Here is a 13,184-nt window from a genome sequence, read left to right as displayed (position 1 = left end):
CAGCGGCTCACCTCGGGCGGTCGAGTCGCTGGATGAGCTGGTCGGCCAAGCGGTCGCGACTGGGCGGTGCGGCCGCGTCGGTGAGATAGATGGCGTTCAACAACTGGTCCGCGGCGAGGAGTTCACTGCGCGAGCGCTCCAGGAAGCGGTTGATGAGGTCGTCGCCGGCGCGGGCCGCCTCGGCGCCGAGGTGGGCCCGGACGAAGGTGGCGAGCCGGTTGTGGTCCGGACGGTCCAGCTCCAGGTGGATGCAGCGGCGCATCAGCGGGGCCGGGAAGTCGCGTTCGCCGTTGCTGGTGAGGACGACGAACGGGAACGCGTGGCAGCGCACCCGGCCGTCACGCACCCGCACCTTCACCCCGTCGGCGGTGAGCACCTCGGCCTCGCCGTTCGCCAACCGGTCGGCTATGCGCTGGAGTTCGGGTATGTCGAACTCGCCCTCCTCCAGCACGTTCAACAGGTCGTTGGGCAGATCGATGTCGCTCTTGTCGAGTTCGTCGATGAGCAGCACGCGCGGGGTGTCGGAGGGCAGCAGGGCGGTCCCGAGCGGACCGAGGCGGATGTAGCTGCCGATGCTCTCCACGGCCCCCGGGCTGCCGGCGGCGCCGCCGAACCCGCCCTGGGCGGCGATCTGCACGTCCTGCAGCCGGGCGATGGCGTCGTACTCGTACAGCCCGTCGTGGAGCGTGGAGCGGCTGACGATGGACCAGCGCAGCACCTCGCCCAGCCCCAACTCGTAGGCCACCGAGTGCGCCAGGGTGCTCTTGCCCGCGCCGGGGCTGCCGGTGACCAGCAGCGGGCGGCGCAGATACAGCGCCGCGTTGATCATCTCCAGTTCCTCGGCGCCCGGCCGGTGCAGTTCCGCCAGGTGCCGGTTGGCGCCGAGCCTGCGGTCCTGCGAACCGTCGCCGGGCGCACCGGAGTCGCGGCCGGAGAAGTCGCGCCAGGGCGGCGGCGCGGGCAACCGGTCCATCCCGTCGTGGGGTTCGCCGGCACCTCGGTAGATGAGCCACTCATTGGAATCGGTCATGGTCCGGTCCTCGTCGTCACTCGTCCATGGCAGCCGTCGAACGTGCATCACCGTATCGATGCTCAGGGGACGTGGTAAGGGGGCCGGAAGACGCGCGACGGCCTCCTCAAGGCGCCTCCAGCAGGTCTCCGGTGCCGGGCAGGGGCTGGTGCGGGTCGTCGTAGTAGAGCGCTATCCCCTCGGCCCAGAAGGCGTCGGTCAGTCCGGCGCGCAGCCGCGCGCGGACGTCGTGCACGAGGTCCGGCAGCAGCACCGTGCTGCCGCCGTCGTCCACGGCCTTGCGCGCGCCGCGGTGGAACTCCCCGCAGACGTCGTCCGGGCGGCCGGGGCGGCGCCGCCACAGGGCCACGCCGAAGCCGGCGTGCACGATGCGGGCCAGCGCCGCCGCGTCGTCCTCGTAGCGGTGGTCGCCGTAGCGGCACAGCACCGGGACGGTGCGGTGGGCCAGGCCGCGCAGGTCCGCCAGGGCCGGTACGGGCTGCCGTACGCCGTCGTCGCAGTCCAGGACCTCCGCGCGGGCGTCGTGCAGGTGCAGCCAGCGCCAGCGATCGTGCCGCTCGTGGTGGTCGCCGGCGTCCTGGATGTCGTACTCGCCGTCGTCGGGCAGTTGGTCGCGGTCCGAGCAGCGGACCACGACCGGGCGCTGCGCCCCCAACGGCGGCTCCCCTGCGCGCAGTTGCCAGGTGTCGACCGGCAGTCCGAGCAGCAGGTGGGGCAGGGCGGCCTGGAGCGCTGCGGGGCGGCCGGGGGCGTCGCAGCGGCGGAAGGCCTCGGCGAGCGGTTCGGCGGCCTCGGCGCTCAGCCGGTCCACCGGGGTGCGCTCGGCCTCGTGCAGCCGCAGTACGTCTCCGTCGGGTCGGGCCAGGGAGACGGACCAGTCGCACCGGTCCGGCTCCCACCCGCGCCGCAGCACCTCCAGCAGAACCGTCAGCCGGGGCGTCACGCGCGCGTGGCCGCCGGTGCCCGCGGCCGCCGCGCGGCCGGACTCCGGCGTCACCGTCGCCGCGGTGGACGGCGCGGCACCGGGCCAGGGCGGTGCGATGCCGGAGCGGTCCCGGCCCTCCCCCGTCGCGCCCTCGCCGTCCGGCCCCCGTGTCCGCTGCCGCCGGCGCAGCGCGGACCACTCCTCACGGCGGCGCGCGAGGCTGCTGCGGTACCCGCTGTCGAGACCCGCCGCCGCCTGGCGCACCCAGTCCCACAGCGCGTGTTCGGCGTCCAGGGAGCTGGGGGTGAGCGGCCGGTCGGCGCGCATCACCCGCATCGTGTAGTCGATGACGAGCTTGAGGAGGCCGTCGTCCCGGGCGTTCTCGTAGAGCATGCCGAGTCCGTCGCGCCACGCGCGCGGGGCGGGCAGCAGGTGCGGGGCCTCGAAGTTGGGCAGGGAGTCGACGATGTCCAGCAGGGCCCGGGTGCCGGTGGGCGGCGGGAGTTCGGCGAGCCGGCCCAGCAGTTCGGTGCGCTCGCCCGGGGCCAGGGTGCGGCCGGGCCGGGCACCGAGCCGCTGCTGTGCGTCGGCCCAGGTGGGGCGGCGCGAGTCGGAGGGCTGCTGGCGGTCGCGGTGGTAGCGGTCGTGGGCGTGGAAGACCGCCTGGTAGACGTCCTCGTGCTCCGCGGTCACGGCGTCCTGCGGCACGGGCAGGGTGCGCAACCGCTCGATGCCGGTGCAGGTGCCGCCCTGGCCGTGGTCGGAGCGCGACTTCAGGACGCCGACGACCTCGCCGCGCAGCGGGTCGACGACGGGACCGCCGGAGACGCCGTACGGCAGGTCGTTGTGGCCGAGGCGCATCTGCACACCCGTGGACCAGCCGCCGATGGTGCCCTGGACCTCGATCGGCCCGTCCAGGATCTGCAGCTGTCCCGAGACGACCGTCCAGCCGGCGTAGAGCACCTTGCCCTCGCTGAGGTACGTCGTCGGCCGTTCGGACACGTACATGCAGTCGTGGCCCACCGGCTCCCGCAGCCGGATCAGGGCCAGGTCGGGGGCCGGCCAGCTGCCGGCCGGGGGCTGCCCGGCCTGGTGGGGCAGCGTGGTGGCCACCTCGCCCAGGACGACGGAGGAGGCCTGCTGTGGTCCGCTCTGGTGGATCACCGCGATCTCCTCCCCCTCTCCGCCGGACACGACGTGTGCGCAGGTCAGGACCCAGTTCGGGGCGACGAAGAAGCCGCTGCCGAGAAAGGTGTCCGGGCCGTCAGGTGCATACCCGACACGTGTGCGATGGATGCGCACGGTCGCCGCCATGACGAGGTCACGCAGCGCACGGTGGGCCTCGTCGAAACCGCCGGTTGCGCCCCCCTCGTGCTGCGGCGTCACGCCCCGGCTCCGTCGGCGCCCGCCGAGGTGCCGCCGTGCACCGGAGCGCCGGGAGACGCTCCCGCGCGCGTGGGCTCGCCGGACGGCGGGGCGGGCGGGGGCGGCGGGGTGCGGTCGTCCGCGTGCGCGGCGGGCAGCGTGTCCAGCGGGGGCGGGCCGCCGTTCCAGGTCAGGGTGACCGTGATGCCGGCCTTCGCCTCCCCGTCGGCGAGCAGGCCGACGACCTTGCCGGCCTTCGCGGTCAGCTCGATGCCGAACTCGACGCTGACCTCGTCGGGGCGCACCGCGCGCAGCGGCTCGGCGAGCGAGCGGGCCACCCCGCTGATGAGCGCGTGCAGGCTGTCCACGCTCGCCTCGACCCGCTCGGCGAAGCCCACGTCGCTGAAGGACAGCTGTCCCGGCGGTGCGCTCAGCTCCTCGGTGCCGGTGATCCGGGCCCACACCGGTGTCCCGTCCGGCAGCGCGATGCGCGCCACCCGCGTCACGTCCTGGCTCATGGCGTTCCCCCATCGCCGCATATGCTTTTTGCGTCTCCCCCGACGAACGGGAGGACTGCCCTCTCTCCGTCCCACCCATCCCAGGAGAAATGGTCCTTCCCCCCAGGGAGCGCGCCAACCCCCGTAACCCATCACGGAGCACGATCCATGTACTTCACCGACCGCGGCATCGAGGAACTGGAGAAGCGGCGCGGCGAGGAGGAGGTCACCTTCGAGTGGCTCGCCGAACAGCTGCGGACCTTCGTCGACCTCAACCCGGACTTCGAGGTTCCGGTGGAGCGCCTGGCGACGTGGCTGGCGCGGCTGGATGACGAGGAGGACGAGTAGGTCGGGGTAGCAACCGTCGCCAGGTGCAGCTTTCGCGAGCGCGGTCGCCGGTTCCCACCCCGGCCTCAGTCGCGTGGTCGCAGCGCCTCGTACGCCAGTGACAGCGCCCCGTGCGCCAGTAGGAGCGCCCCCGCCGCGGCCCAGCCGGCGTTGCGGCGTCGTGCGGCGAGGACGGTGAGGGGGAGGCCGGCTGTCACCTGGGCGAGGGCCAGGGCGCGGGAGCGTGGGGTTCCGGACCAGGGCATCCAGGGGCCCAGGCGACTGCTGTCCACGGCGTCGAGTTCGGTGCGCACCGCCTCGCGCCAAGGGGGGCGCTCGACGGCGCGGGTGTCCGGCAGGGCGGCCGCGGCCGCACGGAGCCGGTCGGCTGGCTCGCCGGGGGTGAGTCCGGCGGGCAACGAGACCCCCGCGCGCGTGAGGAACGCGAGCAGGGCACGCAGACGTGCGGGGGCATCGCCCCCGGAGCCGGGCTTCGCCAGCTGGTCCAGGGCCTGTACGTCGAGCACCGGGTCCAGGCCCAGACGGGCCGCGAACGTACGCATCGCCTCGTCCTCACCGGCCGGGGTGCCGTTGGCGAGCCAGACGTAGCCGACGGGTCGGCGGAAGCCCGACGCGAGCGTGAAGCCGGCGCGATCGGCGTCCCACCACAGGGCGAGCACCGGCCAGGGCGCGCCGACCGCGAGGGCGGTGGCCCAGCCGGTCATGACACGGTCCACGGGTTCGCCGTCGTGCAGCCACGGCCGGCCCTCGGGCACGAGCACGCTCCAGCCCTCGCCGGCACCGCCGAGCATCAGCCGCTCGCGCAGCAGGTGGGCGACGGGGGCGACGGACCCGGGCTCCGCCCGGCACAGCAACAGGCCGCCGGGCCCGGGAGCGGCGGGACCGGCCGGGCCGGTGCGTGGGGCTTCCGACGACATGGTCACAAACTAGGGCGATTCGCATCATCGGTCATTTTGGGGAGTCACAGGTCACCAGAACGGGTGCCTTGACTTTCCCTCGCCGCGATATATCGTGAATTGAAGAAGACGCGATATGGCGCGTTGCGACGGGGAGGTCTGCACGATGTCCGAGTGGTCCGTCACGGAGCCGAGGAAGCTGACGTTCGACGAGCGCGTGCGAGAGCTCCACGTACGCATCGTCAACGGCACGGTCAACGTGGTGGGGACCGACGAAGGTTCCGCCCGCCTCGAGGTCACCCAGATCGAGGGCCCGCCCCTCGCCGTGACCCAGCAGGGCAGCACCCTCACGGTCGCCTACGACGACCTGCCCTGGAAGGGCTTCCTCAAGTGGCTCGACCGCAAGGGTTGGCGGCGCAGCGCCGTCGTCTCCCTCGCCGTTCCGACCGGCACCCGGGTCGAGGTGGGCGTCGTCGGCGCCACCGCCGTGCTCTCCGGGCTGGAGGCCCGCGCGGAGGTCAAGGGCGTCACCGGCGACACCACCCTGGTGGGACTGACCGGTCCGGTCCGCGCCGACACCGTCTCGGGAAGCGTGGAGGCACAGGCCCTCAGCGGGGACCTCAGGTTCAACTCCGTCTCCGGGGACCTGACCGTGGTCGAGGCGGGTTCGTCCGTCAAGGCGGACTCGGTGAGCGGCTCGATGATCGTCGACATCGACCCGACCGGCCGCCGGACGGACGTCAACCTCACCAGCGTCTCGGGCGAGATCGCCATCCGGCTGCCCCACCCGGTGGACGCGGAGGTGGAGGCGAACACCGCGAGCGGCACGGTCTCCAACGCCTTCGAGGACCTGCGGGTCAGCGGCCAGTGGGGCGCCAAGCGGATCACCGGACGACTCGGCTCGGGCAACGGCAGCCTGAAGGCGACGACGGTCTCCGGCTCGATCGCCCTGCTGCGCAGGCCACCGGCCGAGGACGAGCCCTGGGACGTGGACCCCGAGGACTTCGGCCCGCAGGACATCCGCACCGAGAACATCCGCCCGGCGTCCGAGGGGACGGCCACCGAGGCCGGCCCGGCGAGCGCCCCGGCGGACGAACCGCCCGGTGGCTCGGGGGACAATTCCGGTTCCGGCCACGGCGACGGCCCCTCCGACGCCGCGGCCGACGGCACGACCGACAAGAAGGTGCTCTGACATGCCCCCCGTCTTCGCCCACGGCCGCCTCCGCCTCTACCTGCTCAAGCTGCTGGACGAGGCCCCGCGCCATGGCTACGAGGTGATCCGCCTCCTGGAAGAGCGTTTCCAGGGGCTGTACGCACCGTCGGCGGGCACCGTCTACCCCCGGCTGGCCAAGCTGGAGGCCGAGGGCCTGGTCACGCACACCACGGAGGGCGGCCGCAAGGTGTACGCCATCACGGACGCCGGCCGGGCCGAACTGGCCGACCGCAGCGGTGAGCTGGCCGACCTGGAACTGGAGATCCGGGAGTCCGTCGCCGAGCTCGCCGCCGAGATCCAGGCCGATGTGCGCGGCGCCGCGGGTGATCTGCGCCGCGAGATGCGGGCCGCGGCCTCCGAGGCGCGCCGCGGTGGCACCAAGGGCCGCGGCGAGAAGGACAGCCCCCTGGGGGACTTCGCGGACTATGCCGACAGGGAGGCGTGGCGCGCCGCCAAGGACGAGATGCGCCGCGTCAAGCAGGAGTGGAAGGAGCAGGCCCGGCGCGCCAAGGACGAGAGCCGTAGGGCCCGCGAGGAGGCCCAGCGGGCCCGGCGCCAGGCCAAGGAGGCGCAGGAGCGGGCCCGCACCCAGGCGCAGGAGGAGCTGCAGCGCATCGGACGGCGGGTGCAGGAGCAGGTGCAGGACCACTTCGCGCGGGGCGACTGGCCGACGGGCGTGCGCGAGGGGCTGACCGAACTGGCCAAGGAGTTCGGCGACTTCGGCAAGGAGTTCGGCAAGGACTTCGGGTTCGGCCGGGGCGGCGGCTCCGGTACTTCGGCGCCACGGCCCGACTACTCACACACCCCGGAGGACTTCCCCGCCGAGTACGAACCGGCCTGGGCGCACGAGGAGTCCAGCGGCGACGCGGCCCGCGATCTCGACCGTCTCCTCGACCGCTTCCGCGACGACATCCGCGACGCCGCCCGCGACCACGGCGTCACGGACGAACAACTGCGCGACGCCCGCCGCCATCTGTCGACGGCGGCGGCACACATCGGCGCGATACTGCGCCGCCCGAGGGTCTGAAGCGCCAGGGCCGGCCCCGCCGACCCGCCGCCCGGGCACTCACCCCGCCTTCGCCTCGCCGCCTCCGTACAGCACACGGAGCAGCGACTCATGGGTCACCCCGTGCGCAGCGAGGGTTTCGGCGGGGACGCCCGGGCCGGCGGTCAGGGCGAGGAGGAGGTGTTCGTCGCCGATGTGGCGGTCGCCCCGGGCGACGGCGGTGCGCAGTGACCTCTCCAGGATGCCCTTGGCGTCCCGGCTGAAGGTACGGCGCCCCGACCACCAGCCCTTGTCCTTGCGGTCGCCGGACATCGCACCGATGCCGTGCACCTCCTCGACCCGGGCGACGATCTCCGAGACGTCGATGCCGAGCCCCGCGAGGGCGTCGGTCTCGGCCTGCGACAGCCCGGCCCGCCGTCGAGCCGCGGCGACGGCGTCCCGTACGGACTGCTTGCGCTCGCCGGACAGCCCGAGCGACGCCAGCGCGAACGACGCACGGCTGCCCTCCCGGTCGAGCAGCGCGAGCAGCACATGCTCGGCGTCGACCGACGACGACCGCGCCCGCTCGGCCTGCTCGACCGCCCCCTGAACCACCTCGCGGGCGTCTTTCGTGAACCGTTCGAACATCAATGCCTCCCGTACTTCTTGTGCACGGCCTGCCTGCTCACACCGAGTTCCGCGGCGATCTCCTGCCACGACCAGCCCTGGTTGCGCGCACTGCGCACCTGCACCGCCTCCAGCTGCTCCAGCAGCCTGCGCAGCGCGGCGACGGCGCGCAGCCCGACCCGCGGGTCGCGGTCGCCCGCACGCTCGGCGAGATCTGTTGCTTCGGTCATGGTGTCAACCTACGTTGACACCCACCATCCGTCAACCCCGGTTGACATAAGCCCACGAGAACACGCACGGCGAGAACGCGAACGGCGGGCCCGGTCACCCGAACCCGCCGCACGCGAAGAGAGGATCAGCTGTTGGTGAGCACGATCTTGCCGAACTGCCCACCCGACTCCATCCGTTCGAACCCCTCGCGCGCCCGCTCCATCGGCAGCACCTCGTCGATGACGGGACGCACGCCCGTGGCGGCGCAGAAGGAGAGCAGGTCCTCCAGTTCGTCCTTGGTGCCCATCGTGGACCCGACGATCTTGAGTTCGAGGAAGAAGACACGGGTCAGTTCGGCGTGCGAGGGCCGGTCCCCGCTCGTCGCGCCCGAGATGACGACCGTGCCGCCGGGCTTCAGCGACTTCACCGAGTGCGACCAGGTCGCCGCGCCGACGGTCTCGATGACGGCGTCCACGCGCTGCGGCAGCCGGGCCCCCGTCTCGACGGCCTCGACGGCACCCAGCTCGATGGCCCGCTTGCGCTTGGCCTCGTCACGGCTGGTCGCGAACACCCGCAGCCCCGCGGCCTTTCCGAGCACGATCGCGGCCGTGGCGACACCGCCGCCGGCGCCCTGGACGAGGACCGAGTCGCCGGGACGTACACCGGCATTGGTGAAGAGCATGCGGTACGCCGTCAGCCAGGCGGTCGGCAGACAGGCCGCCTCCTCGAAGGAGAGCTCCTTGGGCTTGGGCAGGATGTTCCAGGTCGGGACGGCGACCTGCTCGGCGAAGGTGCCCTGGTAGCGCTCGGTGAGGATGGACCGGGGCTCCCTGGGGCCCACGCCGTGACCGCTCTGTCCGATCACGGAGTGCAGGACGACCTCGTTGCCGTCCTCGTCGATCCCGGCGGCGTCGCAGCCGAGGATCATCGGCAGCCGGTCCTCCGGGAGGCCCACGCCGCGGAGCGACCAGAGGTCATGGTGGTTGAGGGAAGCGGCCCTGACGTCGACGGTGCTCCAGCCGGGCCGGGCCTCGGGAGCGGGGCGCTCCCCCAACTCGAGGCCGCTCAGCGGCTGGTCGCGGTCGATTCGGGCGGCGTAGACGGCGAACATGACGTTGACGATAGGTGGCGTTTGCAGCCGACGGAACTCGAGCGCACTGTGACACACGCCCTCTTGCCAAGCGCCCGCCGACCGAGCGCCCCTCTCACCGAGCGCCCGCCTGCCGAGCGCCCTCTCGCCAGGGCCGCCTTCCTGCCCAGGCACCGTCCGCCGCGCGCTCACCCGAACAGGCCGACGCTCCGTAAAAAAATCGGCCCCGTCCAAAGAACGGGGCCGATCGGCAGACGTACGCGTCAGCGTCGTGCGACGCCCTCGGCGCGCGCCGCGGCGGCGACGGCGGCCGTGACGGCCGGGGCGACCCGCTCGTCGAAGGGCGAGGGGATGACGTAGTCGGCGGCGAGGTCGTCACCGACGACACCGGCCAGCGCCTCCGCCGCCGCGATCTTCATGCCCTCGGTGATCCGCGAGGCCCGCACCTGCAGCGCGCCCGCGAAGATGCCCGGGAACGCCAGCACGTTGTTGATCTGGTTCGGGAAGTCCGAACGGCCGGTCGCCACGACCGCCGCGTACTTGTGCGCGACCTCGGGGTGCACCTCGGGGTTCGGGTTGGCCATGGCGAAGACGAACGCGCCCTTCGCCATCGAGGCGACGGCCTCCTCCGCGACCGTACCGCCGGAGACGCCGATGAAGACGTCCGCGCCCTCGAGGGCCGACTCCAGCGACCCGGTGAGACCGGCCTTGTTGGTGAAGGAGGCGAGGTCCTGCTTGACCGGCGTCAGGTCCGTGCGCTCCGCCGAGACGACACCCTTGCGGTCCGCGACGGCCACGTCGCCGATGCCGGCCTCGATCAGCATCTTGGCGATGGCGACACCGGCGGCACCGGCACCCGAGATCACGGCCCGCAGGTCCCCGATGGCGCGCCCGCTCAGCCGGGCGGCGTTGCGCAGCGCGGCGAGCGTGACGACCGCCGTGCCGTGCTGGTCGTCGTGGAAGACCGGGATGTCGAGCCGCTCCTGGAGCCGGCGCTCGATCTCGAAGCACCGCGGCGCGGAGATGTCCTCCAGATTGACGCCGCCGAAGGACGGGGCCATGCGCACGACGGTGTCGACGATCTCGTCGACGTCCGTGCAGTCGAGCGCGATCGGCACCGCGTCGACGCCGCCGAACTGCTTGAACAGAATCGCTTTGCCCTCCATCACCGGGAGGGAGGCCTCGGGACCGATGTCCCCGAGGCCGAGCACCGCCGTGCCGTCGGTGACGACGGCCACCACGGACGACTTCCACGTGTAATCGTGGACGAGCGCAGGCTGCTCGGCGATGGCGGTGCACACCCGCGCGACGCCGGGCGTGTACGCGAGGGACAGGTCGTCCTTGTCACGGACCGGCACGGTGGCCTGCACGGCCATCTTGCCGCCGCGGTGCAGCGCGAACACGGGATCGAAGGAATCGAGGGGCTCCGCCCCGTCCTGATCCATTTTGCTGTCGCTGCGAGGATTGACGATCTCCGCTGCCACTTTGTTCTACCCCTTAGATGTTCATTGGTTGAGGGTGGCCACTCCGGGTGAGGAGTGGGCGGGACCGCGCATGCCCCGATCTGTTGATTGCGTAGGGGTCATACGCGACGGGCGCGCCGCACACGCGCCACGAGCCCCGGATGAGGGGTGTAAAGAACCTTCTTACCGGACGGACCGCGCCGAGGACGAGTCCATTAAGCGCAAGGTCACATCCCCGGGGGTGGAAGGTCACGTCTCGATGACAAGAATCGTCACGAAATGTAGCGACATGTTCACGAAGATCCCTCGACCGATGGTCGAACAGTGATCAACACCTCGGTGCGCCGTCCCGCATCCTGGGATGCGCTGAAGATCTTCCGGCCGGAACGCCGGATTCCCGCAGAAGGTCCGGTCATGTTGTACCGACCTGAGGCGGTTCGGGGGTCACCCGTTATCCGATTTTGACATGGCTGCCCCCCTGAACGGATGAGTCCGAATGGCAAGATGCCGTAAACACACGAGGTCGCGACACCCGAAGGTGTGTGTTCTCGTCGACCCATCGGCAACTCCACCCATCCGCCGGAGGAACCCAAAATGACCGCAAGCTCCACCCGTCGTACGACCGCCGCACGTACCCGTCTGGCAGCGGTCGGTGCGATCGCGGTCGCAGGCACCCTGATCCTCACCGGCTGCGGTGACCAGACCGACAAGGGCAGCGACAGCGGCTCGGAGACGTCCTCGGCCTCGGCCCCGCTCGCCTCCAAGCTCCCGGCCGACATCAAGAAGGCCGGCGTCATCAAGGTGGGCTCCGACATCGCGTACCCGCCGGTCGAGTACATGCAGAGCGGCAAGGCCATCGGCATCGACCCGGACATCGCGGACGCCCTCGGCAAGCAGCTGGGCGTGAAGTTCGAGTTCCAGAACGGCAAGTTCGCTCAGCTCATCGTGGGCCTGCAGTCCAAGCGGTTCAACGTCATCATGTCGGCGATGAACGACACCAAGGACCGCCAGAACGGCATCGACTCGGACACCGGCAAGAAGATCGGCAACGGCATCGACTTCGTCGACTACTTCACCGCCGGCACCTCGATCCTGGTCCAGAAGGGCAACCCCAAGGGCATCAAGACCCTGGACGACCTGTGCGGCAAGGTCGTGGCGCTGCAGCAGGGCACCACCTCCGAGGGCATCGCCAAGGCGCAGAGCAAGAAGTGCACCAAGGACGGCAAGAAGGCCATCAACCTGCAGACCTTCGACACCGACCCCGAGGCGCTGCTCCGCCTGAAGCAGGGCGCCTCGGTCGCCGACCTCAACGACTTCCCGGTCGCCGCGTACAACGCCAAGACCTCGGGCGGAGGCAAGGACTTCGAGGTCGTCGGCGAGCAGATCGAGGCCGGCCCCTACGGCATCGGCGTCAGCAAGGAGAACACCCAGCTGCGCGACGCTCTCCAGGCCGCCGTGAACGCGATCATCAAGAACGGCGAGTACCAGAAGATCATGGAGAAGTGGAACGTCGTGGACGGCGCGGTGACCGAGGCCAAGATCAACGGCGGCTCCTGACCTGCCTGATGCAGCACTGAAAGGCAGTCACTGTGACTGACACTGTCGACAAGGCTCCGGCGCCGATGGTGCCGCCGGAGCAGATCAAGGCGATCCCGGTTCGCCACTACGGCCGCTATGTCGCCGCCGCGGTCGTGATCGCCATCCTGGTTCTGATCGGGATCGCCTTCTCGAACGCAAAGATCAACTACCAGATCATCCCGGACTACCTCACCGACGGGACGATCCTCTCCGGCGCCTGGCACACGCTGTACATCTCCGTGCTCGCCATGGTGCTCGGTCTCGTCCTGGGCGTGATCCTCGCCGTCATGCGGATGTCGTCGAACCCGGTCACCAGCACGGTGTCCTGGCTCTACATCTGGTTCTTCCGCGGCACCCCGGTCCTGGTGCAGCTCCTGCTCTGGTACAACATCTCGCTCGTGTTCCCCATCCTCAATCTGGGGTTCTACAAGAACGAGATGAACCAGGTGATGACGCCGTTCCTGGCGGCACTGCTCGGCCTCGGCCTCAACGAGGCCGCGTACATGGCCGAGATCGTGCGGGCCGGCATCCAGTCGGTGGACCTGGGGCAGACCGAGGCGTCGCACGCGCTGGGCATGACACAGTCCCGGACGCTGCGCCGTATCGTCCTGCCGCAGGCGATGCGCGTGATCGTTCCGCCGACGGGCAACGAGTTCATCAACATGCTGAAGACCTCGTCGCTCGCCTACGCGGTGCAGTTCAACGAACTCATCAAGAGGGCACAGGACATCTCCAGCACCTCGCTCGCGGTCGTCGAGATGTACTTCGTGGCGTCCATCTGGTACCTCATCCTCACCAGTGTCTTCAGCGTCGGCCAGTACTACCTGGAGCGCCGCTACGCCCGCGGCTCGTCGCGCAACCTCCCGCCGACTCCTCTGCAGCGGCTTCGCCGGTATCTGCGCATGTTCGGCTCGTTCCGTCGACCGGAGGTGGCCCGGTGACCGATCTCGTCAAGGA

Annotated in this window: 13 protein-coding genes; 5 read left to right on the top strand and 8 right to left on the bottom strand. The window is 71.1% G+C overall.

What is annotated here, in order from left to right; all coding sequences use genetic code 11:
• Positions 1-7 precede the first annotated feature (7 nt).
• The 3 genes from MQN93_RS25630 to MQN93_RS25620 all read right to left on the bottom strand — a co-directional run bounded on the left by MQN93_RS25630 (position 8) and on the right by MQN93_RS25620 (position 3,838).
• Entirely contained in the window at positions 8-1,030 is a 1,023-nt protein-coding gene (locus MQN93_RS25630) for an AAA family ATPase (protein ID WP_242711413.1), read from the bottom strand.
• A 106-nt stretch (positions 1,031-1,136) separates the two neighbouring features.
• On the bottom strand, positions 1,137-3,341 hold the full coding sequence (locus MQN93_RS25625) for a VMAP-C domain-containing protein (protein ID WP_242711412.1): 2,205 nt from the start codon (positions 3,339-3,341) through the stop codon (positions 1,137-1,139).
• Positions 3,338-3,838 carry a CU044_2847 family protein gene (locus MQN93_RS25620; RefSeq protein WP_016437958.1) on the bottom strand — a complete coding sequence of 167 codons (501 nt, stop codon included), beginning with the start codon at positions 3,836-3,838 and terminating at the stop codon, positions 3,338-3,340. Before MQN93_RS25620 ends, MQN93_RS25625 begins: the two co-directional genes overlap by 4 nt.
• Positions 3,839-3,985: 147 nt before the next feature.
• On the opposite strand from MQN93_RS25620, the gene MQN93_RS25615 reads away from it, so the two are divergent.
• Entirely contained in the window at positions 3,986-4,165 is a 180-nt protein-coding gene (locus tag MQN93_RS25615; protein ID WP_014674941.1) for a DUF6104 family protein, read from the top strand.
• A 65-nt stretch (positions 4,166-4,230) separates the two neighbouring features.
• Here the strand turns inward: MQN93_RS25615 and MQN93_RS25610 are convergent, their stop codons facing one another.
• Positions 4,231-5,082 (bottom strand): hypothetical protein, encoded by an 852-nt coding sequence (locus MQN93_RS25610; protein WP_242711411.1) that lies wholly within the window; start codon positions 5,080-5,082, stop codon positions 4,231-4,233.
• A gap of 145 nt (positions 5,083-5,227) precedes the next feature.
• Here MQN93_RS25610 and MQN93_RS25605 point away from each other — a divergent pair, with 145 nt between their 5' ends.
• Positions 5,228-6,253, top strand: coding sequence for a DUF4097 family beta strand repeat-containing protein (locus tag MQN93_RS25605; RefSeq protein WP_242711410.1), 1,026 nt, complete (start codon positions 5,228-5,230; stop codon positions 6,251-6,253).
• A gap of 1 nt (position 6,254) precedes the next feature.
• A complete protein-coding gene (locus MQN93_RS25600) occupies positions 6,255-7,301 on the top strand; it encodes a PadR family transcriptional regulator (RefSeq protein WP_242711409.1) in 1,047 nt (348 codons plus the stop codon).
• A gap of 39 nt (positions 7,302-7,340) precedes the next feature.
• Here MQN93_RS25600 and MQN93_RS25595 read toward each other — a convergent pair whose 3' ends face one another.
• The 4 genes from MQN93_RS25595 to MQN93_RS25580 all read right to left on the bottom strand — a co-directional run bounded on the left by MQN93_RS25595 (position 7,341) and on the right by MQN93_RS25580 (position 10,670).
• Positions 7,341-7,907, bottom strand: coding sequence for a Clp protease N-terminal domain-containing protein (locus MQN93_RS25595; RefSeq protein ID WP_242711408.1), 567 nt, complete (start codon positions 7,905-7,907; stop codon positions 7,341-7,343).
• Positions 7,907-8,116, bottom strand: a complete 210-nt coding sequence (locus MQN93_RS25590) for a helix-turn-helix domain-containing protein (protein ID WP_016437953.1) — start codon at positions 8,114-8,116, stop codon at positions 7,907-7,909. Before MQN93_RS25590 ends, MQN93_RS25595 begins: the two co-directional genes overlap by 1 nt.
• Positions 8,117-8,241: 125 nt before the next feature.
• Positions 8,242-9,207: a zinc-binding dehydrogenase gene (locus tag MQN93_RS25585; RefSeq protein ID WP_242711407.1), complete on the bottom strand. Its 966-nt coding sequence runs from the start codon at positions 9,205-9,207 to the stop codon at positions 8,242-8,244.
• Positions 9,208-9,449: 242 nt separating this feature from the next.
• Complete coding sequence (locus tag MQN93_RS25580; RefSeq protein WP_242711406.1) at positions 9,450-10,670, bottom strand: NAD(P)-dependent malic enzyme; 1,221 nt, start codon at positions 10,668-10,670, stop codon at positions 9,450-9,452.
• 573 nt (positions 10,671-11,243) lie between these two features.
• Between MQN93_RS25580 and MQN93_RS25575 the strand changes: the two genes are divergently transcribed.
• Together MQN93_RS25575 and MQN93_RS25570 are read left to right on the top strand one after the other, a co-directional pair.
• Positions 11,244-12,206: an ABC transporter substrate-binding protein gene (locus MQN93_RS25575; RefSeq protein ID WP_016437950.1), complete on the top strand. Its 963-nt coding sequence runs from the start codon at positions 11,244-11,246 to the stop codon at positions 12,204-12,206.
• A 32-nt stretch (positions 12,207-12,238) separates the two neighbouring features.
• The gene (locus MQN93_RS25570) at positions 12,239-13,168 is read left to right on the top strand and encodes an amino acid ABC transporter permease (protein WP_037783634.1); all 930 of its coding nucleotides are present in this window, start codon (positions 12,239-12,241) and stop codon (positions 13,166-13,168) included.
• Positions 13,169-13,184: the final 16 nt, after the last annotated feature.

Source organism: Streptomyces spinosisporus, from assembly GCF_022698145.1.
GTDB classification, from domain to species: domain Bacteria; phylum Actinomycetota; class Actinomycetes; order Streptomycetales; family Streptomycetaceae; genus Streptomyces; species Streptomyces spinosisporus.
The sequence above is the reverse complement of the archived record's forward strand: the minus strand, read 5'-3'. Positions and strand labels throughout refer to the sequence as shown.